Annotated in this window: 19 protein-coding genes; 9 read left to right on the forward strand and 10 right to left on the reverse strand. The window is 59.8% G+C overall.

From position 1 onward, the window contains the following. Window positions 1-197: 197 nt before the first annotated feature. The 3 genes from NF78_RS12485 (at window position 198) to NF78_RS12495 (ending at window position 3,751) form a co-directional block, all read left to right on the forward strand. A complete protein-coding gene (locus NF78_RS12485; protein WP_035986796.1) occupies window positions 198-1,175 on the forward strand; it encodes a UDP-glucuronic acid decarboxylase family protein in 978 nt (325 codons plus the stop codon). Between the two features lie 126 nt (window positions 1,176-1,301). Further along, complete coding sequence (locus tag NF78_RS12490; protein WP_035986797.1) at window positions 1,302-2,690, forward strand: UDP-glucose dehydrogenase family protein; 1,389 nt, start codon at window positions 1,302-1,304, stop codon at window positions 2,688-2,690. 233 nt (window positions 2,691-2,923) lie between these two features. Then, on the forward strand, window positions 2,924-3,751 hold the full coding sequence (locus NF78_RS12495) for an SWIM zinc finger family protein (RefSeq protein ID WP_035986799.1): 828 nt from the start codon (window positions 2,924-2,926) through the stop codon (window positions 3,749-3,751). A 142-nt stretch (window positions 3,752-3,893) separates the two neighbouring features. Here the strand turns inward: NF78_RS12495 and NF78_RS12500 are convergent, their stop codons facing one another. From NF78_RS12500 to NF78_RS12510, 3 genes are all read right to left on the reverse strand, one after another. Next, entirely contained in the window at window positions 3,894-4,676 is a 783-nt protein-coding gene (locus NF78_RS12500; protein WP_035986802.1) for an HpsJ family protein, read from the reverse strand. Window positions 4,677-4,789: 113 nt separating this feature from the next. Beyond that, window positions 4,790-6,553 carry a peptide ABC transporter substrate-binding protein gene (locus tag NF78_RS12505; protein WP_035986804.1) on the reverse strand — a complete coding sequence of 588 codons (1,764 nt, stop codon included), beginning with the start codon at window positions 6,551-6,553 and terminating at the stop codon, window positions 4,790-4,792. Between the two features lie 221 nt (window positions 6,554-6,774). Further along, the gene (locus NF78_RS12510; protein WP_052050272.1) at window positions 6,775-7,698 is read right to left on the reverse strand and encodes a DUF6492 family protein; all 924 of its coding nucleotides are present in this window, start codon (window positions 7,696-7,698) and stop codon (window positions 6,775-6,777) included. Between the two features lie 294 nt (window positions 7,699-7,992). Between NF78_RS12510 and NF78_RS12515 the strand changes: the two genes are divergently transcribed. Next, window positions 7,993-9,588, forward strand: coding sequence for a hypothetical protein (locus NF78_RS12515; RefSeq protein ID WP_035986805.1), 1,596 nt, complete (start codon window positions 7,993-7,995; stop codon window positions 9,586-9,588). Window positions 9,589-9,664: 76 nt separating this feature from the next. Here NF78_RS12515 and hetR read toward each other — a convergent pair whose 3' ends face one another. Continuing rightward, complete coding sequence (hetR, locus tag NF78_RS12520; protein ID WP_263970588.1) at window positions 9,665-10,603, reverse strand: heterocyst differentiation master regulator HetR; 939 nt, start codon at window positions 10,601-10,603, stop codon at window positions 9,665-9,667. A gap of 382 nt (window positions 10,604-10,985) precedes the next feature. Next, window positions 10,986-11,300 carry a hypothetical protein gene (locus NF78_RS31125; RefSeq protein ID WP_156119747.1) on the reverse strand — a complete coding sequence of 105 codons (315 nt, stop codon included), beginning with the start codon at window positions 11,298-11,300 and terminating at the stop codon, window positions 10,986-10,988. Between the two features lie 556 nt (window positions 11,301-11,856). Between NF78_RS31125 and NF78_RS12525 the strand changes: the two genes are divergently transcribed. Beyond that, complete coding sequence (locus NF78_RS12525) at window positions 11,857-12,987, forward strand: pyridoxal phosphate-dependent aminotransferase (protein ID WP_052050275.1); 1,131 nt, start codon at window positions 11,857-11,859, stop codon at window positions 12,985-12,987. A 170-nt stretch (window positions 12,988-13,157) separates the two neighbouring features. Next, window positions 13,158-16,202 (forward strand): EAL domain-containing protein, encoded by a 3,045-nt coding sequence (locus NF78_RS12530; RefSeq protein ID WP_072016060.1) that lies wholly within the window; start codon window positions 13,158-13,160, stop codon window positions 16,200-16,202. Here the strand turns inward: NF78_RS12530 and NF78_RS12535 are convergent. The 3 genes from NF78_RS12535 to NF78_RS12545 form a co-directional block, all read right to left on the reverse strand. Continuing rightward, window positions 16,168-16,410 (reverse strand): hypothetical protein, encoded by a 243-nt coding sequence (locus tag NF78_RS12535; RefSeq protein WP_035986807.1) that lies wholly within the window; start codon window positions 16,408-16,410, stop codon window positions 16,168-16,170. The two genes, NF78_RS12530 and NF78_RS12535, sit on opposite strands and share 35 nt — an antisense overlap. A gap of 256 nt (window positions 16,411-16,666) precedes the next feature. Next, window positions 16,667-17,266 (reverse strand): superoxide dismutase, encoded by a 600-nt coding sequence (locus NF78_RS12540; RefSeq protein ID WP_035986808.1) that lies wholly within the window; start codon window positions 17,264-17,266, stop codon window positions 16,667-16,669. A gap of 241 nt (window positions 17,267-17,507) precedes the next feature. Beyond that, a complete protein-coding gene (locus NF78_RS12545; RefSeq protein ID WP_035986811.1) occupies window positions 17,508-17,939 on the reverse strand; it encodes an FKBP-type peptidyl-prolyl cis-trans isomerase in 432 nt (143 codons plus the stop codon). Between the two features lie 225 nt (window positions 17,940-18,164). On the opposite strand from NF78_RS12545, the gene NF78_RS12550 reads away from it, so the two are divergent. From NF78_RS12550 to NF78_RS12560, 3 genes are read left to right on the forward strand one after another with little or no spacing between them, the layout of a single operon-like run. Then, window positions 18,165-19,064, forward strand: coding sequence for a TIGR02587 family membrane protein (locus NF78_RS12550; RefSeq protein ID WP_052050277.1), 900 nt, complete (start codon window positions 18,165-18,167; stop codon window positions 19,062-19,064). 1 nt (window position 19,065) lies between these two features. Next, window positions 19,066-19,515 carry a TIGR02588 family protein gene (locus NF78_RS12555; protein WP_081972598.1) on the forward strand — a complete coding sequence of 150 codons (450 nt, stop codon included), beginning with the start codon at window positions 19,066-19,068 and terminating at the stop codon, window positions 19,513-19,515. A 60-nt stretch (window positions 19,516-19,575) separates the two neighbouring features. Further along, a complete protein-coding gene (locus tag NF78_RS12560) occupies window positions 19,576-20,508 on the forward strand; it encodes a DMT family transporter (protein ID WP_035986813.1) in 933 nt (310 codons plus the stop codon). 34 nt (window positions 20,509-20,542) lie between these two features. On the opposite strand, the gene NF78_RS12565 is transcribed toward NF78_RS12560, so the two are convergent. Together NF78_RS12565 and nth are read right to left on the reverse strand one after the other, a co-directional pair. Continuing rightward, window positions 20,543-20,986 carry a DUF29 domain-containing protein gene (locus NF78_RS12565; protein WP_035986815.1) on the reverse strand — a complete coding sequence of 148 codons (444 nt, stop codon included), beginning with the start codon at window positions 20,984-20,986 and terminating at the stop codon, window positions 20,543-20,545. 64 nt (window positions 20,987-21,050) lie between these two features. After that, window positions 21,051-21,740, reverse strand: coding sequence for an endonuclease III (gene nth, locus NF78_RS12570; protein WP_035986817.1), 690 nt, complete (start codon window positions 21,738-21,740; stop codon window positions 21,051-21,053). Window positions 21,741-21,777: the final 37 nt, after the last annotated feature.

The following is a 21,777-nucleotide window of genomic DNA, read 5'->3' on the forward strand; positions in this document are numbered from 1 at the left end:
GCTACAGGGGGGCAGGTCGCTGGTCAGACGCATCGCAATGCCAGTACCGGGCATAAACTTCATGAAGTATTAGGGAACTGATTAAAAGTGAGGCTGAATCTGACTGATCTCAGGCTGGCCCGGCCTGGGAAAAGTAAAGTTAGATAGGGGACTGCACCTCGTCGTCTATACGAAGTATTGCTCTGGTTAAATTACCTATGAGAATTTTAGTCACCGGTGGAGCTGGATTTATTGGCTCCCACTTAATTGACCGCCTGCTGACCGCTGGCCACGAAGTTATCTGCCTGGATAACTTCTACACCGGCCATCGGCACAATCTGCTTCACTGGCTCGACCACCCCTACTTTGAGGTCATTCGCCACGATGTTACAGAGCCCATTCGGCTTGAGGTAGACCAAATTTATCATCTGGCCTGTCCGGCTTCACCCGTGCACTACCAGTACAACCCGGTTAAGACCATCAAAACCAACGTGATGGGCACCCTCAATATGCTGGGCTTGGCGAAACGGGTTAAAGCTCGGTTTTTGCTGGCCTCAACCTCCGAGGTCTACGGCGACCCTGAGGTGCATCCCCAGACCGAAGACTACCGGGGCAATGTCAATCCCATTGGCATTCGCAGTTGCTACGACGAAGGCAAACGCGTTGCCGAAACTCTGGCCTTTGACTACCACCGCCAAAACAATGTCGATATTCGGGTAGCGCGCATTTTCAACACCTACGGTCCCCGGATGCTGGAAAACGATGGCCGCGTGGTGAGCAACTTTGTCGTGCAGGCGCTCCAGGGCAATCCCCTTACGGTTTACGGTAGCGGTGCGCAGACCCGCAGTTTTTGCTATGTCTCGGACCTGGTAGAAGGGCTGATGCGGCTGATGAATGGTGACTACATTGGCCCGGTAAACCTTGGCAATCCCGATGAGTACACGATTTTGCAGCTGGCCCAGGCGGTGCAGTCGATGGTCAACCCTGACGCTGAGCTGATTTATAAGCCGTTGCCCCAGGATGACCCCCAGCGGCGTAAGCCCGATATTACCCGGGCAAAAACTTTTCTGGACTGGAGCCCAACGGTGCCCCTGCAGGATGGACTGAAGCTGACCATCGACGATTTCCGCGATCGCTTAACCCGGCAAGGAACAACTGCGGACCTGCAATCGACCGTACATTCTATGGCGGGCTGATAGGGTAAATTGGCCACAGTTTAGCTGTGGCCTGTGACCACCTAGTTATCCCTAATGGGTTCAAGCCTGGTTCGTCTGCCAGGGAACTATTGATAGGACATAAGTTTAAGTTAAGGAGTATTTCCTATGCGGGTATGTGTGATTGGCACTGGTTATGTCGGTCTGGTGACTGGCGTGTGTCTGGCTCACGTGGGCCACGATGTTGTTTGTATTGATGTCAATGAGGAAAAAGTTAAGCTCATGCAGTCCGGGCAGTCGCCCATCTTTGAACCTGGTCTGTCTGAGCTGATGAAGTCGTCGATGGCGGCGGGCCATCTCCAGTTCTCAACCGATCTGAAGGCTGGGGTTGAGCATGGGGATGTGCTGTTTATCGCCGTGGGGACGCCAGCCCTGCCCACTGGCGAAAGCGATACTCGCTATGTAGAAGCCGTGGCTAAGGGCATTGGCACCCATCTCAACGGCGGTTACAAAGTGATTGTGAATAAGTCTACGGTGCCCATTGGCTCTGGCGACTGGGTCCGCATGATTGTGCTCGATGGGGTGGCCGAGCGCCAGCTTGTCCCAGTACCGGCCGGTGGTATTCCTGAAACCACTCACCCTGAGGTGGTGGCCGACTTTGATGTGGTCAGCAATCCTGAGTTTTTGCGGGAGGGCTCGGCGGTGTACGACACCTTCAACCCCGATCGCATTGTGCTGGGCAGCAACAGCCCCCGCGCTATTGCCCTGATGAAAGAGCTGTACACCCCCATCGTTGAGCGACAGTTTGCCGAAGATCCTGGCGCAGCCCCGGTGCCAGTGCTGGTGACCGACCTCAGCTCGGCGGAAATGGTGAAGTATGCTTCTAACGCCTTTTTGGCGACCAAGATCAGCTTTATCAACGAAGTGGCCAATATCTGCGATCGCGTCGGTGCCGATGTCACCCAGGTGGCCCAGGGCATTGGTCTGGATTCTCGGATTGGCAAAAAGTTCTTGCAGGCGGGCATTGGCTGGGGTGGTTCCTGTTTTCCTAAGGACGTGGCGGCCCTGATTCACACCGCTGACGACTACGGCTACGAGGCTCAGTTGCTCAAGGCGGCCGTTGATGTCAACAACCGCCAGCGCCAGATTACCCTGGAGAAGCTTCAGCAGGTGCTGAAAATTCTCAAGGGCAAAACCGTGGGCCTGCTGGGGCTAACCTTTAAGCCGGACACCGACGATCTGCGCGATGCGCCATCGTTGATTCTGATCGAGCAGCTCAATCGCCTGGGGGCCAAGGTCAAAGCCTACGACCCGATTGTGTCCCAGAGCGGGCTGCGCCACGGGCTAACCGGGGTTATTGTTGAAACCGATGCCACCCATCTGGCCGATCACTGCGATGCCCTGGTGCTGGTGACCGACTGGCAGCAGTTTCAGGAGCTGGACTATGCCGATATGGCCCAGCGCATGAACAGCCCAATCCTGATTGACGGCCGCAACTTCCTCGACCGGGAGACTTTGGTTCGGGCTGGCTTCCAATACCACGGCATTGGCCGTTAGGTCACTCTGACTGAGCGATAGACAAGCGACGTGAGCCCTGGGGAACCCTGTCGTTTCTCGGGGCTCACGCCATTGGAGCGATAAACTAAAGATAGTTAGCGTTCCGATCCCGCTGTCTGGTTGTCGTCTATCGGCGGACTGTTTAGCTACAGGTGGCTACCCAGCGAAGGGACTGCGCCATCCAGACTTGCGATCAACTACCCTAGCTCCATTATTCCTGGGTTTCCTGTGCTATGACCTCTTACCAGTCTTCCTCTGCGCCAGCCTACGCCCTTGAAGACGAAGCCTGGTGGGTGCAGCGCTGGGTTGAGTTGCTCAATACCTACCGGTTCAAAAAGCGGCTGGAGCGGGGACGTATCTACGCCCGCGAGGGCCATATCCTCAGCCTGGAGTACAAGGGGTCGAAGGTGACGGCCCTGGTTCAGGGGACCGCCGAAGAACCTTACAAACTCTCTATCTGGCTCGATGCCTTTAGCGACGAAGACTGGAACTACGTCATTGACTCGCTATCGGAGCAGGCGATTTATTCAGCGCAACTCCTGGCTGGTGAGATGCCGGCTGAAATCGAAGCGGTCTTTACGGCTAATGGGCTCAGCCTGTATCCCTTCAACCTGTCAGAAGTCCACTCGAAGTGCAGCTGCCCCGACCCTAAAAACCCCTGCAAACATATTGCGGCGGTGTATTACCAGCTGGGCGATTTCTTTCGGGAAGATCCCTTTGTGCTGTTTCAGCTACGGGGCCGCAGCCGCGACAGTATCCTGGACGCCCTGCGGCAGCGGCGGCAGAGCAGTACAGCCCAGGCCACCGTTCCCCTGGCCGATGAGCCTGAAACGGACATTGCCCCTAAAGCGGTGGCTAGCAGCCCTGACTTACAGCGGTTTTGGGCCTATGATCAACCCCTGGACTCAGAGCTGGTGGTGATTACCCCGACCGAGACAACGGTGCTGGATGTGCTGGGCAAAATGCCGCTACCGCCAGAGGATGCCCCGGTGGTGATGGGGCATCTAAAAGACATTTACCAGGCGGTGGCCCAACAGGCGATGATGCAGGCTTTGGGTTAGGGGCCGTCACCGATTAGCCGCTGACAGTTCTTGTAGGCTGGGTGGAGCGGAGCGAGCGTAACCCAGTCAGGCTTACTGCTGCTGGGTTTCACTACGGTTTACCCAATTCACAAGAGCCCCAATTTTTAGCCTTGACGCTGCCCTAGGCCGATCGCGTCAGCGAGAGCAGCCGTCTGAGTCCCAGCCAGCCGACGATGGAGAAGCCCGCGGCCAGCAGGAGGCTGATCACAGAAATGCGAATACCCGATCGCCAGGCTTCGACCCTAACCTGGCGCTCAGCGGCAACCCGGCGGGTGCCAATTTCGGTTTCAATTTGCTGCTGCGCCTGGTCGGCCCGCTGCTGAAGAAACTGGCTCAGCCCTTCGGGGTTGTTGCGATACTGCTGAATGTCGGGGGGCAGCTGTCCGCCTTCGATCGCCTGAGCCAGGAGATCTTCATTGTTGAGGATGGCCCCTAGCTGGGATTGCTGCTGAGTGAGTTCGGCGGACAGGCGCTGCTGAAGCTGGGCGGCGGCTTCGCCAGCTTCGGTGCTGACCTGGGCCAAGGCCTGCTGGCTGGACAGCCTCACCGCGTTGAGGTGCAGCAGAATGAGCAGCAAGTAGACGAGCCCCAGCAGGCTGGCCAGAGCACAGGCCCAAAACCGCAGATCGCTGGTCAGGCTCTTGCGCTGAGGGGTGCGGCCAACGGAGTTATCGACCCAGAGCCCCACCAGCAGCAGGGCAATCCCAATCAGGGGAACAATGCCGCGATCGACCAGCTGAGTTGTGGTTGCCAGCTGCCACTGCACATTGGTCAGGTTGGGGGGAATGAGCAGAATGAAAAAGTCTAACAGAGCTGACAAAATGGCGATCGCGCCAGCTACCTTGAGGGCGATCGCGGCTAGGGGAGATACCACCGAGCTGGGGGCTGCGGGTTCTGAAGTCATAGGATTGGTCGCTTGCTACAAGTTACCATTCTGCCCCGGCTGGCTCAGAAAACGACAAAATTGCCACAAAAGATTGGGGGGCACCTGAGAGCACGCTACCGCCCCAAAAACCCTCAGGAATCGCTGGGGAGAGGACGCCAGTCTTTGATCGCCCAGGTGCTGGCGTCCCAGGGGGTGAACTCGACATTGGTGAGGCGATCGCTGACCGCATTGGTCATGGCCCGATGCACCACTGGAATCACCGCCACATCCGCCGCCAGCAGTTCATTCATCTGCTGAAATAGCTCGGCGCGGCGATCGGGGTCGAGTTCCTGTCGGGCTTCGGCCCAGAGGCGATCGTACTCGGGATTGCAGTAGCGGGCGTTGTTGGGCTCCTGCCACTGGTTGGCCTGGGAGGCCATTTTGGCACAGGTCCACCAGCCCATATAGGTGCTGGGGTCGGGGCTCTCGTTGCCGATGGAATACACCTGCATGTCGGCAAAAAAGTGATTCAGACTGCCGGTATCCTTGGGGTCAGCGGAGAAAAATTCATCCATCCGCACCCGCGCAATTTGCACGTCTACCCCCAGCTCGGTGAGGCTCTCGCTGACAATAGCCTGGGTCTTTTGGCGCACCGGGTTCACCGCCGCCTGAAACAGGACCTCCAGGGCCATCCCATCTTTTTCGCGCAGGCCGTCACCGTTGGTGTCTACCCATCCCGCTTCATCCAGCAGGGCCTTGGCCCGCTCCAGGTCATAGGTGTAGGCGATCGCCTCAGACTGGTAGTCGAGGGGGGCTACCAGCAGCTGAGCGGTGGGTTTTCCGGCGGTGCCGTAGAGGGTTTTGGCAATGGTGTCGCGATCGATCGCCAGGTTGATGGCCTGGCGCACCCGCAGGTCGCTGAAGTAGGGGTGCGGAATTTGAGGGCTCGATCGTTCCCCCTCTTCGGTGCGGGCAAAGGGGTGAGCAAAATTCAGCATAATCCGCTCTACCTGGGAGCCAAACAGATGGCTCACATGACCACTGGCGTCGGTCTCAAGCTGGCTGAGGGCCTCGGCCTCCACCTGCAGGTTGTGGGCAAAATCGGCCTCATTGGTTTGCAGCACCTCGCGGGCGGCGGCGTAGGGGGCCAGGCCGCCCACCAGCTCTACCCGCTGAAACCCAGGCCGTCCGCCCCAGTAGCTGGGGTTGGGCTCGTAGATCACGGTGCCGCTCTCAAACCCCACGGCCTGGTAAGGGCCGGTGCCGACGGGTTGGAGATTGGCCAGGGCATCTCTGGCGTTGGGGCCGTTGTGCTCTTCAAAAATGTGGCGGGGCAAAATCAGGCCGATTTGCCCGGTGAACGGCACCGACCAGGCTGGGTTGGGGGTGGCGAAGGTGATTTTGACCGTGTAGTTGTCAATCGCCTCAACCCGCTCTACTCCTTCGTAGTACTGGGCCGTGGCCGCCGCCACCACCGGGTTGCGAATAAACTCAAAGGTAAACACCACATCGTCGGCGGTGAAGGGTTCGCCGTCAGACCAGGTGACGTCGGGGCGCAGGGTCCAGGTGACGGAGGTGCCATCGGCCGCAACGCCGCCGTTCTCCAGGGAGGGAATGTCGTCGGCCAGAAAGGGCACTAGCTCCCCCGCCTGGTTGTAGCTGGCCAGGGGCTCGTAGACAATGCGGGCCGCCTCAAAATCCTGAAAGCCGGTCGCCAGATGGGGGTTGAGGGTAACGGCAGAGCGGCTGTAGAGCAGTCGCAGGGTCTGCGGATCGCGCTCGGGGGCGGCTACGGCTGCAGGCTCGGCGGTTGGAGCGGTGGCCAGTTCGGTAGATTGACTGCAGGTAACCGTGGTGGCTAGGGCCAAACCGGCGGCGGCCACCAGAAGAACGGTACGAAACCCTGATCTGCTCATGAATTAACGCTGTTTCATCTCAAAACGACAGTGCTGCCAGCTTCACCCCCGCCCCCTATGGTAGACAATCAGTCGACGGTTTAGGTGCCTCTGACCGGGGGGACAGTGCAGGACTTGAGGCGCAGCAGGAGGGGCGATCGCGCTGGTTTAAGCCAAGGTTTCCCGCTCCCTCTATGTCTATCAAGAGCGGGCACCGGGTTCCCGGAAACTTTCTGCCAGGCTCACTCCGCCGCCAGTTGGCTATTGCCCAGGGGAGTATCCATGACCTGACCGTGAAACAGGTAGGGCCGATAGCGACTGGGATGCATGCCCGCCTTAGCCGACACCATGACAGCCATGTGGCCAGGCTGAAGCGCCGCAAAAAAATCGTCTAGCTGCTGGTTATTCAGAGACTGGGGTCGCCAGTACTCGTGGCACAGGGGCGTACAGTCGTAGAAATGCCCTGCGGCATCGCCCAGCACCTGCTCGACAAAGACTCCGTAGAGAAGGTACTCAGACAGGGTGCGCGATCGGGCCAGGGTCTCGATCCAGGGGCGGCCCCAGCGGCACTCCAGGCGATCGCGTAGGGCCTTAACATTGCCCCGTCGCCAGCTGATCAAATTGCCGATGTAGTTGGGCTGCACAGTCCCAGCTTGCCCTTCCTCCAGCCCCAGCAGATGGTAGGCGGCGGCGTAGAGTGGAGCAAAGTCGGGGATGTGGGCTGGGGGCGTTCGAAACAGCCGCAGCTGCCCCTGGCGACTGAACGCCGCCAGGTCAAAGGGGCGAACAAAGGCTACATCTGAGTCGATAAAAACAATATTGGGTGCAGGGGCAGATTCCGCAAAGCTGAGCTTCACGATCTGCTGCAAAATCCAGTTGCGAATGGGCGGTGATTTGAAGCTGAACCAGGCTTTTCCAATCAGGGAAAGGCGATGAATCCAGCCGGGGAGCAAGGACTCGACCGCCACAATCGTGGTGGTGGCATTGGCCAGCGATTGAAATTGAGCGCAGTCGCGCTGGTCCACAATCAGGTAGTGCTGCACCGGCGTTTGGCTAAAACGGCTGATGCTCTCCACCAGGAGCTGGCAGCGATCGTAGTCGGGGCCATAGCTGAGGGTGGCGATCGCAAGGGCTGATGGTTCGCAGAATGGCCCAACCGAGGTCATGGTGTTTGAGTGGGGAGACAGAGGGGTGCTTGCGGATAGATCGCCAGACAAATTGCGGGGTTGCCAGGGCTGCTGCCATGCCCTATTTCAGTGCGGCGGTCTGTCTATGACCATAGGGGGTGAAGAAAAAGAAATAGTAAAGGATAGACTAAAAGCATAAATATGCGCCCTTTGTCATTAAATCAGCGATAAAAAAGTGAATTAGTTGGCAAAATTAGCTACTCTTGGGGTCAACAGCCCCTCAGGTGGTTGAGTGTTGAGTGTGAGACTACGCGACCAGGATCAGGCACCATTATGACTGACACTACGGCTTCGAGTGCTTCCCCAGAGCCCCAAGACCTTCACTTCGTCACTGACGACGGGGCGGCGGCTGATGCCCAGCCTCTGGCTCAGGTTGGGGACCAGGCCGGTGATTGGGAAACGGTGCCCCTGCCTGGACAGCTGCCCCTGGCAGATGTGTTGGCAGCCGAGGGTCTGGGACCTGAGGGTTGGGAGCCAAGCCATCTAGAGCATTTAGAGCTAGAAAATTTAGAGAATGAAGCCACCGTCGCAACACCGCCCGAGCCCCACCGACCCTCGCTGCAAGGGAACGATCTGATGGCGGCGGCCCAGGTTGGCGCATCAGTAAACTCGGTTGAGCCTGCGCCCGAAGATCTGGTGCAGCTCATTCAAGATCTAAACCAGTGCAACGATGCCCTGTTGCTACGGGTCACCGAGCTAGAGGAGGACCTGGAGCGATCGCAGGTGGCCCTCCAGGCCGAGATTGAGCGCAATCAGGCCCAGCCCCATCGGGGCTCCCTGCCGCTGGAGGCCACCCCTGGCCCCGTACAGCAGCAGATCGCCCAGCTGCTCAGCGAGCTGGATATTGCCAACGACGGCCTCAGGCGAACCACTATTCACAATGAAACCCTCCAGGCCGAACTGGAGGTGAGTCAGCAGCGAGTGGCCCAGCTAGAGCGCGAATGTACCCTGCTACAGCAGCGCTTTAGCGAAAAAAATACCGCCCTGCACCAGGCGGAGGAAACCTGCCGCGACCTGAAGGCGCGACTGCACCGCCAGCAGCGGTATACCCTGCAGTTCAAGGCCGCCCTGGAAAAGTGCTTGAATATGGCTCCCGGAGCCGCTGCAACCAGCCCCAGCGTGGTGCAGGGGCAGCTGTTGGGTCCCTCAGCCGCCGAGGAGCCCGGAGCCCCGGTAGCCCTGCCGCGATCGCCGCAGATTCAGCCCTGGTCAGCCCGCTCTGGGTCGCTGGCCGACAACCCCAGCCTCACCCACCTGCTGCGGGGCCTGCGGGGGGTAGGCCCAACTCCGGTTCAGCCGGCCGCACCTCAGCGCGATCGGTCTGAGGCGCCGTTGCCTCTGCTAGACCTGGCTGAGACACCCAGCCCTGCGGCCCCCGTGCCGTTCCCCCCAGAACCCGAACCCATGCCCGCTCCAGCTCCGGCGGTCCCCCAGGCCTCCCGGCCCGCCCCCGATCCGTGGCTGGAGGAGCCTGTAGCCTCTGAGGCCGCAGCCTCCGACCCCTGGGAGAAGCCTGCGACCCCTGAGCCTGCGATGCCCGAACCTGCGGCCCCTGAATCTCTATTTACTGAGCCCTCCCCTTGGGGCGAACCGATCGCTCCTCCAGCCGCGCCGACCGCGCCGCCAGTCGAGCCAGAGCCCCTGCCCCCGGTGCATCAGGCCCCGGTGGTTCAAGCTCCGATCGCAGCCAGAGCCGCTGTAACAGCCCCCGCATCGGTCGCGCCTTCCCTGCCGTCCTACCTGACGGCCAGCGCCAGTGCCAAGGCCTCGCCCTCGCCGCTGGTCTACCCGCTGCGATCGCAGAAAAAGATCAAGTCCATTGCTGCGGTTGAACTCCCCAGCTTTGGCCGCACTGTACGGCGGCGATAGGTCGCTCAACCGCAGCGGGCGGGTACCGGGGCGAAGCCGGGTACCGCCATTCTCAGGGCTGACTACTTCGGGCTGACTACTTCCAGTGGTGGCCAATCACCATCTGCAGAAGCGTGGGTTCACCACCGGGCTTATGGTACCGGTCGGCCCAGGTGCGGATAACTTCGTCCAGCTCTTTGAAGGCGGCTTCCCGGTCGGCGGCGGGAATATCCAGTTCTTCTAAAACCCGCATTGTGCCAGGAATGCCGTTGGCCCACTCGCGCATCATCCGAAAATACTGCGCCGTATCGTCCACCATGGCGTACATGCGCTCCTGGCTATCCACCGGGGCGTAGGAGGCCCGCACCAGTCCGTAGTAGGAGGCTCCCCAGGAGGCATCAATGCGGGCTACGGTGCCTGAGTAGATCAGTCGTCGCCGAATGTGCTCGGCCAGAGCCTCACTCAGCGGCACGCGGTGATCCTCTGGCAGGTCATCCTGCGACTTTTCGTGCAGGATTTCGATCAGTTCCAGAAACTGAAAGGAATTGATGATCCGAGCGTCGGGACAGGGGGTGGGGAGCTTGCTTTCTAAAATGGCCTTCTCTTCGCTGGTGAGGGAGGTACCGGAAACCCTCGACTGCCCCGCCTGCCAGGGGTAGCGCCGCAGCCACATGTAGGGGAATTGAATCAGGTAGCGCGGCTCCTGGGATCCCAACATTTTCAGCAGCTTGCCCTCGGTCAGGGCCTGGCGCATTTCTTCGACAATGGCCTTAACCCGCTTGGGTTCGATGTGGTGCAGATGACCAGTCATGCGCAGGTTTTCGCCCTGCTCCAGGTAGGTCATATAGATGGCGCACTTGGCGGCGGTAGCGGCGGCATCCAGGAAGGCCCCGTGGCGATGCCCACCCGTGCGCATCGCGCTAAAGGCGATATACAGCAGTATCTGGTCGATGGCACTGGGGCTAAGGCGGCGAATGAGTGCTTCGTCTTCTGCCGCTAGGGGAGATAAGGGCGTAGAGACCATGGGTTCAGCCATCGGACTTGGAAAACTCAAAACAACAGGCGGTAGCGCGACCCACGCTGCTAAGGGCGCGAAACCGTTGAAAATCGCCGGAAATATGCAATACAGCTTAATCTAAATGCCTGGGCAGAATCTGTAAGCTTGTAAATTTGAGATAAATTCTTGCGAGTTGATAAAGCTTAGTACTGGGTTCTGGCAACTTAGCGGTAGATTGGGCCCAGTTAGGCTGGAAAACCCAGGGATAAGTTTCCAGAGAGGGTAACTTGGGCCTCTGACTTGCATTGCAAGTTTCCGCCCTCGCGCCCCAGCAAGTTACTAAATACTAGTTTTTTTAGAGTGATCGCTCTGAGGCACCAGGGCACCCGGCCAGGGCTCCCCTGGGGTTCGCCAGCAGAGCCTAGGTGGTGTGAAGGGACTGAATTCTACCGCTGCCACGGTAGACCACAGCCTCTGGTCGAGCTGAGCCTGGCGGTGGGGGCAAGGGGGTGACCCGACCACTGCCGCGAAAGCTCAGGGGACCAGGAATGGCTGGAACTCGACTGAGCCGACCGCTGCCCCGGTCGTCCTCAGCGCGGGTGGCAACCCGGGGGGAAGACGGTCGGTGAAATTGGCGGGTGGCGATCAATCCTAGGGGAGGAGATGCCACCATCAGGCCCAGGCTAACGGCATAGGCCACATGAGTCATCAAGGAACGGTTGGAGGAAGGGTGCATAGGACATGGCCTTGTTAGCGCTTCTAAGTCCTAGTTACAAACCTGGGCCCTATCAGTCAGGAAAATCTTTATCCGTAAATCTGCGGATCTCCAAAAATTAGTAGTCCCCGGTACGGCTTTATGGGTTGTCGCCAACCGCTGCCGAGTCGCCAGATGGCCCGGCCTGAGACAGGTTGAGATAGCCGAGCAACGGTGGCAGAGGCCATCGGGTGCCGCTGGGACCGGGGGGGCAGTTTACAGAATCTTTAAGGGAGGGAGGCTGATTGGCATCGTTGGGCGACCAGGGCGATCGCCTTGGCCGTGCCGTGAGTGATTGGGCAAATGTCTGCGAACGTGGAAAAACCTGGCAGTGCAATAGTCAGAACTGACCAAACGATCTAATCTATGGGGAATGTGGTTGTGTAGTTGAGCTTGGGGCTGCCAGCAGGCCTGAGCTGAGATGAGAGGCCTGGTCTCCTGACGTCCTGTTTGGGGTCAGCCTGTAGCCCATGTTCGTTGAGGTGTGGTCGTGCCCCCATTAGCTCTGGCAAATCGTGTAACCCGCGTAGCCCCTTCGATGACTCTGGCCATTTCGGCCCGAGCCAAGGCCATGAAAGCCGAGGGGCTGCCAGTCTGTAGCTTTAGCGCCGGAGAACCCGACTTCGATACTCCCGACCACATCAAAGCGGCGGCCAAAGCGGCCCTCGATGCGGGCAAAACGCGCTACGGCCCGGCGGCGGGTGAACCAGCGCTGCGGCAGGCGATCGCCCACAAGCTTCAGCAGGACAACGGCCTCTGCTATGGCACTGACAACGTGATTGTCACCAATGGCGGTAAGCATTCCCTCTACGGCCTGATGATGGCCCTAATTGAACCGGGCGACGAGGTGATTATCCCCGCCCCCTACTGGCTGAGCTATCCAGAGATGGTGACCCTGGCGGGCGGTACCCCGGTGATTGTGCCCACCACGGCGGAGCAGCACTACCGCATCACTCCCGACCAGCTGCGCCAGGCGATCACGCCCAAAACCAAGCTATTTATTCTCAACAGCCCCTCCAACCCCACGGGCATGGTCTACTCCCCGGCCGAAATTGCCGCCCTGGCGGCGGTGGTGGTGGAGGCCGATATCTGGGTGGTGTCCGACGAAATCTACGAAAAAATTCTCTACGATGGTGCTACCCACCTGAGCATTGGGGCGGTGTCGCCGGAGGCCTTTGAGCACACGATTATTAGCAACGGCTTTGCCAAGGCCTACTCGATGACGGGCTGGCGGGTGGGCTACCTGGCTGGGCCGACGGAGTTGATCAAGGCGGTCAGCACGATCCAGAGCCACAGCACCTCCAATGTCTGTACCTTTGCCCAGTACGGCGCGATCGCGGCCCTGGAAGGCCCCCAGGACTGCATTGCCACCATGGGGAAAGCCTTTGCCGAACGGCGACAGGCGATCATCGATCGCTGTCGCGCGATCAAGGGCCTTAGCTGCGGCGAACCGGAGGGGGCGTTTTATCTCTACATCGACATCGGTGCGATCGGGCTGCCCTCCCTCGACTTCTGTACCCAGCTGCTGGATGAGAAATACGTGGCGGCTATTCCCGGCATTGCCTTCGGCTCTGAGGGTACCATTCGCATTTCCTACGCAACGGGAATGGACACTATTCTGGAGGGCATGGACCGGCTGGAGTCGTTTGTGGCCGCCCGCTTGGGCTAGAGGCTGCCATCCATTAACCATTGAAGCCCTAAACCAGCGATTACAGCCCCCTAGCGATCGCTGTGACATAGAGCGCAACAAATCTATGACCGTTGTATGAATTGTCGTGTCGGAGGCTTAGTTTGCAGCCCCAGCAGGAATACTAATCAAAAGATCGTATTGCCGGCTACATGGGGTATCGCTTTTTCCTGTTCTTACATCGCAACCTGGCCAGCCGGATGTCGCTGCGGCTGCTGGTTGTCGTACCCTTTGTGCTGCAGGTGTCGGTGGCGGTAGGGCTGACCGGGTGGCTGTCCATGCGCCAGGGGCAGCTGGCCGTCAACCAGGTCGCCAGCCAACTGAGCGCCTCGGTGTCCCACCACCTTGATTACAAGCTGAGGGACCTGCTGGCGACCTCCCATCTGGTCAATCAGCTCAACTACGATGCCCTTGCCCTAGGCCAGCTCGATCCGACTAACGACGAAGAGCTTGTGCGCCACTTCAGACGGCAGTCGGAGCAGTTTGGCCACATTGACTCCATGTTTTGGGGCCAGGCCAACGGCGAATTCGTCGGCTATACGACCCTGGGCCAACGGGCCCAACAGGCCATGGTGGGCGGCCCTTCCCGAAATGATTACATTCAGTTTTGGCAGCTCGATGCCGCTACGGGGGAGCCCGTTGAGCTGGTCAACTCCACCCCCAACTGGAACACCGTGGAACGTCCCTGGTACCGGACGGCGGTGCGGGCCGGGGGACCGGTGTGGGGCGAGGTGTTTCCCTACCATGCCCTGCCTGTGCTGGCGCTTTCGAGCTCCAGGCCGGTGTATAGCGGCAGCGGTGAACTGCTAGGCGTGCTGGGCAATAACTTTTTCCTGGACCACATCAGCAACTTTTTACGGACAACGGACATTAGTGAGCACGGCCAGGCCTTTGTACTGGAGCGATCGGGCCTGCTGGTAGCCAGTTCAACCGACACGCCCGCCTACGAGGTGGTCGATGGCCGCCCCCGGCGCTCCTATGCCGTCCTTAGTCCCAATCCGCTGATTCGGGCCAGCGCCCAACTGCTGCTCAACCAGTCCAGGGGCGATTGGTCTACCGTCCAGCCGCAGCAGATTGAGTTTATGCTCAACGGCAAGCGCCAGTTTATGCAGGTGTCTACCCTGAATGAGAGCGAGGATCTCAACTGGCTGATTGTGGTAATCATGCCCGAAGATGATTTCATGTCGGCCATCAAAGCCAGTCGTCGCAATACGATTGCCCTCTGCGGGCTGGCGCTGGCGGCAGCAATTGTCTCTGGTTTGTACACCAGCCGCTGGATTACGCGACCGCTAAAGGCCTTTAGCGCGGCCACCAGGGCGATCGCCAGCGGCAACCTGAAGCAGAAAATTGGCCCCACCGGGCTGCGGGAACTCGATGGCCTGGCCCAAGCCTTTAACCAGATGGCCACCCGACTGGAGGCGTCGTTTAGCGATTTGCAACGCTCCAAGGCAGATGTCGAGCGGGCTAACGGTGAAATTCAGCAGCAGGCCGCTCTGTTTCGCCTGATGGCCGAAAATATGAGCGATTTAATCTGCCTGCACAATCTGGACGGCACCTACCGCTACGTCAGCCCCTCGGTGGAGTGGCTGCTGGGCTATCAGCCCGAGGCGCTGCTGGGCCTCCACCCCGACAGCCTGATGCACCCGGACGATGTACCCCAGGGGCATCCGCATTTTTATCCACCCTACGCAGGGCAGCCCCAGGCCCCGAAGCCCGTGGTCTGCCGCATGCGCCATCACCGGGGCTACTACATCTGGCTCGAGACCTTTACGCGACCAATTGTGGATGCGGCTGGGGCGGTGGTGCAGATTCAAACCGCTTCCCGCGATGTCACCGACCAGGTGAGAATGCGCCGCCAGCTCGAGCACGACGCCTGCCACGATAGCCTGACCGGACTGCCCAACCGCAAGCAGCTGCAAGATCGGCTGGAGGCCGCCCTGGCCCGCATCTGCCAGGATGACGGCTACCGGTTTGCCCTGCTGTTTTTAGACATCGATCACTTTAAGGTGGTCAACGACAGCCTGGGCCACCTGATTGGCGATGAGCTGCTGATGGAGGTGGCCAGTCGGCTGATGGCCGTGCTGCGTTCGAGGGACCTGGCGGTGCGGCTGGGGGGCGACGAGTTTATGGTGCTGCTGGAGGAGATCGATACCTTTGAGCAGGCTAAGGCCATAGCGGAGCAAATTGTGGATATGCTGCGCCAGCCCTTCCAGCTCAGCAGCCACCAGATGTTTGCCACGGTCAGCCTGGGGCTGGTGATGGGCAATACCCGCTACCAGTCGGCCTTGGAACTGATTCGCGACGCCGATACGGCCATGTACCGAGCTAAGGCCAGCGGGCGGGACGGCTATCGGGTGTTTGACAGCGGTATGCACGATCGCGCGATCGCCCGACTGACCCTGGAAACCGAACTGCGCCGCGCCCTGCTACACAGCCCGGAAGAGTTTGTGCTCTACTACCAGCCCATCATTGACCTACCGACGGCGGAGGTGAGAGGGTTTGAGGCGCTGGTGCGGTGGCAGCACCCGGAGCGGGGCCTGGTGATGCCGGGCGAGTTTATTTCGGTGGCGGAAGAAACCGGGCTGATTGTGCCTCTGAGTCACTGGTTGCTGGAACTGGCCTGCCGCCAAATGGCCACCTGGCAGCGCGCCTACCCACGGGCACTGGCGCTGACCGTCAGCGTTAACCTATCGGCCCTGCAGCTGCACAGCAAGGAGCTACTGGAGCGGGTGGATGAGGTGCTGCACAGGGTGGGGCTGTCGCCACGCAGCCTGGTGTTAGAAATTACCGAAAGCATGCTGATTGACAACATTGACGACACTATTGTGGTGCTCAACAGCCTGCGTCAGCGCGGTATTGCCCTCAGCATTGACGACTTTGGCACCGGCTATTCATCGCTGAGTTATCTGTACCGGTTCCCTATCAATACGCTCAAGATCGATCGCTCCTTTGTCAGCCAGATGGAAACCAGCCTCAGCCACGAACGGATTGTGCACACCATCATTAACCTGGGGCGGCAGCTGGGCTTCAGGGCGATCGCCGAGGGGATTGAAACCGCAGAGCAGGTCAACGCGCTCAAACGGATGGGCTGTGACTGTGGTCAGGGCTACTGGTTTGGCAAACCCCAGCCCGCGGCCGAAATCGAGCGCTGGCTAGCCCAGGCTACCGCTTACTATCGTCCACGTTCGCTCGCCTGAGCCGATCGTCCACCCAGCGCTTGGCTCGGTAGATGGCCTCGGTGCGGCTGACAGCGCCGGGTACGGCTACGGCACAGCCGCGATCGTGGGTCGCCCAAACCGCATACATCGGCACCCCGTGGTGGGTGCTCTGGTCAAGCTCAAGGTGAAATCCCCGGTAGGTAAACGACAGCACCACATGGGGGTAGTCTGGGTCGGTAAACAGCATAGGGGAAGGGTATGGGTTTGCAAGGAGTATGGGGCAACATTGGACCTTCGGCCTTGTACTTATAGCCATCGCCAGAACCGTTAGGACATGACCCATGCTCCTGCAGCGATGGTTATACGCCACTGCGCCGTCCCAGTTTTTTGCCTTTGGCTGAGGCCAATGTCCTCAGCGCAATGGCCATCGCTATAAATTAAAAAAGAGGTGAGCTGAGGCCCACCTCTATGAGTCGCGGAGCACGACTGTTGGTGCCGTCCGGTTAAGCCGCGGCGAGGTTGCTGGCGGCAAAATCCCAGTTCACGACATTTTTGAGGAAGGTCTCGATGTAGTCGGGACGCTTGTTCTGGTAGTCAAGGTAGTAGGCGTGCTCCCACACGTCCATGGTCAGCAGGGGCACCTGCCCGGCGGTGAGGGGGTTGTCGGCGTTGAGGGTTTTAGTCACCTTGAGGGTGCCGTTGTCGAGCACCAGCCAGGCCCAGCCGCTGCCAAACTGGGTGGCCCCAGCCGTCTTAAACGCTTCGGCAAACTTGTCAAAGCTGCCGAAGTCGGCGTCAATTTTGCTGGCCAGATCGCCAGAGGGCATGCCGCCACCGCCGGGCTTCATCGAGTTCCAGTAGAAGGTGTGGTTCCAGGCCTGGGCACCGTTATTGAACAGACCCTGCTGGGAGCTATCGCCTGCGATCGCCTTGATCACTTCCTCAATCGGTTTGCTGTCGAGGTCGGTGCCTTTGACGGCGTCGTTGTACTTGCTCACGTAGGCGGCGTGGTGCTTATCGTGGTGAAATTCCAGCGTGCTCTTGGAAATATAGGGGTCAAGAGCATCGTAGGCGTAGGGAAGGGGGGGTAATTCGTAGGCCATGGGGCTCCTGAGTAAAGGCCTTGGGCATGATAAATCTTTACCCCCTGCAAAAACCATCCCCCTGGGGTGGAGGGGGATAGGCAAAATGGCCATCGTAAAATGGGCCTTCAGATAGATATGGGCTTCAAGTCAGGGGTTTTGTGCGAACAGTTTGTCGTTCAAAACCCCTAACCTAATGCTTTAGATTGAACAGGACAACGCCGATGGAATCGGGCTTGTAGCCAAAGCCAAGGACGCTACCCTAGGCCTGAATCTCCACCAGCTCAATGTCGAAGATCAAGGTTTCTCCTGCTAAGGGATGATTGGCATCGAGGGTGACATCGGCCTCCGAGAGATCGGTCACCATCACCGGCACAATCTGGCCCTGGGGCCCCTGAATTTGCAGTTGCTGACCGACATCGAGCGGGATGTCGGCCGGAATATGGTGGCGCTCAACCACCATTACCATTTCTTCGCGGTGGGGACCGTAGGCCTTTTCCGCTGGAATTACTTCGGTTTTGGCGTCGCCGGGGGTCATGCCCACCACCGCCGCCTCAAAGCCTGGAATTACCTCGCCGTTGCCGATGGCAAACTCCAGCGGACCGCGATCGCGCGAGGAGTCAAACACGGTGCCGTCTTCAAGCCGACCGGTGTAGTGAATGGCAACGCTGTCGCCTGATTTTGCCTGGGTCATAGAACCATCCTTGCAATGCACTAGGGGTTTTCATGGAGTTGTGGACGCTGTCCCGTTCACGCTAACGGGCATTTTGTTGAACCCCAGCAATACTAGAGATTTTCCTAAGGTTTCGACGTTGAGGCAGGGGTGAAGACGCCCTCAGGCAGCCCAGTGCGATCGGCGCAGCCCTTGATATGCTGTAGGTAGAGTCCTATCCACCGGCCTGAAACCGAGATCTCCACGATGGCTGCCTCCATCGATAATTCCAGTCCCCAAGGCGAGGCCAACATCTGGCTGAGCGAATTTCAGGCCATTTTACAGGGCGCGGTGGGGGGCTTTTTGTTTGGCATTCCCCTGCTTTACACCGTAGAAGTGTGGTCCATTGGGGCCGCCACCGACCCCCACTGGCTGCTAGTGGTGCTGGCGGCCACCCTGGTTGGGGTAGGGCTGCTCACCCAGGTTGAAGGGTTTCGCCAAACCCTCCGCCTGCATCCTGTGGAAGCCCTGCTCGAAAGCATTGAGGCGGTTGCCATAGGGGTGGTGTGTGCGGCTCTGGCCCTGGGACTACTGCGCCGCATTACCCTGGCTACACCCCTGGCGGAGGTGCTGGGCAAGGTGGTGTTTGAGGCGGTGCCCTTTGCCCTGGGGGTGGCCCTGGCGCGATCGACGTTGCAGGGCAAGCGGGGGCGCGATCGCCGCACCACCACGCCCCTGTCGCGACGGCTCACCTCGCCTACCCTGGCCAACCTGCGCGATGCCCTGGTCGATTTCGACGCCGCCCTGATCGGCGCGGTGCTGATCGCCTTCAGCATTGCTCCCACCGAAGAAGTGCCCCTGCTGGCGGCCTCCCTGCCGCCCCTGTGGCTGCTGCTGATTATGGCCGCCTCCCTGGGCCTCTCCTACGCCATTGTGTTTGCCTCAGGCTTTACCGATCGCGCCGAACGGCGGCAGCGGGGGCTGCTGTTTAGCCCCGTCACGGAAACCCTGGTGGCCTACCTGGTGGCCCTGGTGGCCTCGGTGGTGATGCTGGTGCTGTTTCAGCAGCTCAACCCCAGCGACCCCTGGTCGGAATGGCTCAGCGATGTGCTAGTTTTGGGCCTGCCCGCCTCCATTGGGGGGGCCGCAGGACGTATCCTAATTTGATATGGATCTGCCCAACCCCTCCGCCCACCCCTCCGAACAATCCCCCGAGGTGACGTCCGCCGCCGGTCGCTTTACCCAGCGGTCCGCCGCCGAGTGGGTGACCTTCATGGCCGCCTCAGTGATTTTGCTGGGGCTGGTCGGACTGATTTTGTTCGACTGGCAAACCAACCAGGACCGCCCGCCCGCCTTCGCGGTGGCGGTATCCGAGGCGGTGCGGGTCACCGATGGCCGCTACTACGTGCCCTTTGCCATTACCAATACCGGTGGCCGCATTGCCCGTATGGTGCAGGTCACCGCCGAACTCAACCTGGAAGGATCTGACGACGAGACGGGCGAGCAGCAGATTGATTTTCTCTCGGGCCACGAAACCAAGGCGGGCAGCTTTGTCTTTACCCACGACCCCCAGGGGGGGGATCTGGTGGTGCGGGTGGCCAGCTATCGACTACCGTAGAATGCGTTTGAAATGGAGTGCACGACCCAGGGCCTCCCTCACATACACCAGGGGGAATCCATGCTCGGCTATGTCTTAATTTTGCTGGCGACGGTTTTCTTTGGGGCCCAAAATTTGATTACGCGGGTGTTGTTTACCCCCTCTGATCTGCTGGGTCTGGTGGAAACCGGTGGCTTTGTGGCCCCCACGCTGCCCAACTCATTTCTGCTGATGTTTATGCGGATGGCAGTGGGGGTGCCCTTGATGGCGGTGCTCCTGCCGCCGGTTTATCCTCCCCTGTGGACTGACCTGCGCCGCCTGGGCTCGGTGACCTATCGCCGCGAACTCTACCTGGCCCTGGTAGGCGGCGTGCTGATGTTTGCCTACCTGGCGCTGTTGTACGTGTCGGTGGGCCGCATTGCCGCGGGCATTGCGCTGACGCTGTTTTTCACCTTCCCAGTCTACACGGCGCTGCTGGCCTGGTACTGGTTTGGCCACCGCCCCAACCTCAGCCGCTGGGCGATTTTAGGGCTGATTTTGGTCGGTAGCGCCCTGACCATTCCCATGACCGGAGCGGCCATTGAGAGCTGGCTGGGGGTCGCCTTTGGGCTGGGCTCAGGGGTAGTGTACGCTTTCTACACCGTGGTTGCCCAGGAAGCCTTCGAAACCTTTCACCCGGTGCCGTTTACGGCCATTAGCTTTGCAGTCACCCTGGTGCTGTCGGCGGCGTGCCTGCTGCTGTGGCCGGGGGAACTGGCGGGGCTGCTGTGGCCGGCGCTGTGGGTGGGGGGGCTGCTGTCGGCGATCGCCACCCTCACCGGCCATGTGCTCAACAACCTGGGCATTCGCAGCGTGGGGGCCACCGCCGCCGCCATGATTGGGGCCGCCAACCCGGCCCTGACGGCGGTGCTGGCCTGGGGGGTGCTGCAGGAGCAGCTTTCTGTGGTGCAGGGGCTGGGGGTGCTGCTGGTGACGGTGAGCGTCGGCCTGCTCAGCCTGACCAAGCCTTCCTAGGGCAGCGATCGCCTCAGCACCGTATTCCTATCCCCTACAGGACATCTAGATCTTCGGGAAATTTGTCGCCGAAAAGCGCTTCCGGGGTAAAGGGGCACTGCTCCGGCAGGGTTTTGGGATCGAGGGGTGTTTCTCGCCCCACCAACAGCAAGCCCAGCTGGTAGCCCTTGGCAATCGCTTCGTCTTGGTAAGCTTTGAGGCTGGGGTTTTGGTCGAGCAAGTCTAAAATTTGTAGCCGCTGCTCCTGAATCATGTATTTCCAGCTTTTGCTGCGGCGATCGGCCTGGTACTGCCATTTCAATAGATGGCCAATCAACACCCCCAGCCGATTTTTTAATTCCTGCTTTTGCTGCTTGCCCAAGGACTCAATTTCCTCAATTAAATGGGCCACATCCAGATGGTCAATCTTTCCCTGGCGCAGAAAATTAGCCTGGGCTTGGGTCCAGGCGTGGAAGTCTGTTTCGTAGAGGTCAGGCATCAGACCACCTCCGCTGATTGAGGGCGACCTAAACCAGTGTTAGCACAGTGGCCCCGGTGAATGCTCACGGATGGGCCGGAGCTTCGAGCGGGGCGGCGACCGGCACCACCTTGGCCGAGGGGCAGAGATCCGCCAGATCGCACCGACTACACTGGGGGTTGCGGGCATTGCAGACGGCCCGCCCGTGGTACACCAGGCGAATTGACCAGTTTTCCCAGTCGGGCTGGGGCAGCAGCTTGATCAGGTCGCGCTCGATTTTGACTGGGTCACTGTGCTGGGTCAGCCCCAGCAGGTTGGTGATGCGCTTGACGTGGGTATCGACGGTGACCCCCCCGTTGATGCCGAAGCCGTGAGCCAGTACCACGTTGGCGGTTTTGCGGGCCACCCCTGGCAGGGTAATGAGATCATCCATGCGGGGGGGCACCTCACCGCCATACTCAGAAATGATTCGCTGGCAGGCAGCGCGAATGTTCTTGGCCTTGTTGCGATAGAACCCGGTGGATTTCACTAGCTGCTCTAGATCGGCGATGTCGGCCTCGGCAAAGGCGTAGACATCGGGATAGGCGGCAAACAAGGCTGGCGTGACCAAATTCACCCGCTCGTCGGTGCACTGGGCCGCCAGCATGGTGGCGATCATCAGTTGCAGGGGGTTTTTGAAGTCGAGGGAGCAGGGGGCTTCGGGGTAGAGCCGCTTGAGACGAATGAGGATTTCTAGCGCCCGCTGTTTTTTGGAGGCACGCCGCTGGTTGGGCATGGATGGGATGGGGGGTGGATGGGTAGGGGGTAGATGG

This window comes from Leptolyngbya sp. KIOST-1, assembly GCF_000763385.1.
Lineage (GTDB): Bacteria > Cyanobacteriota > Cyanobacteriia > Phormidesmidales > Phormidesmidaceae > Nodosilinea.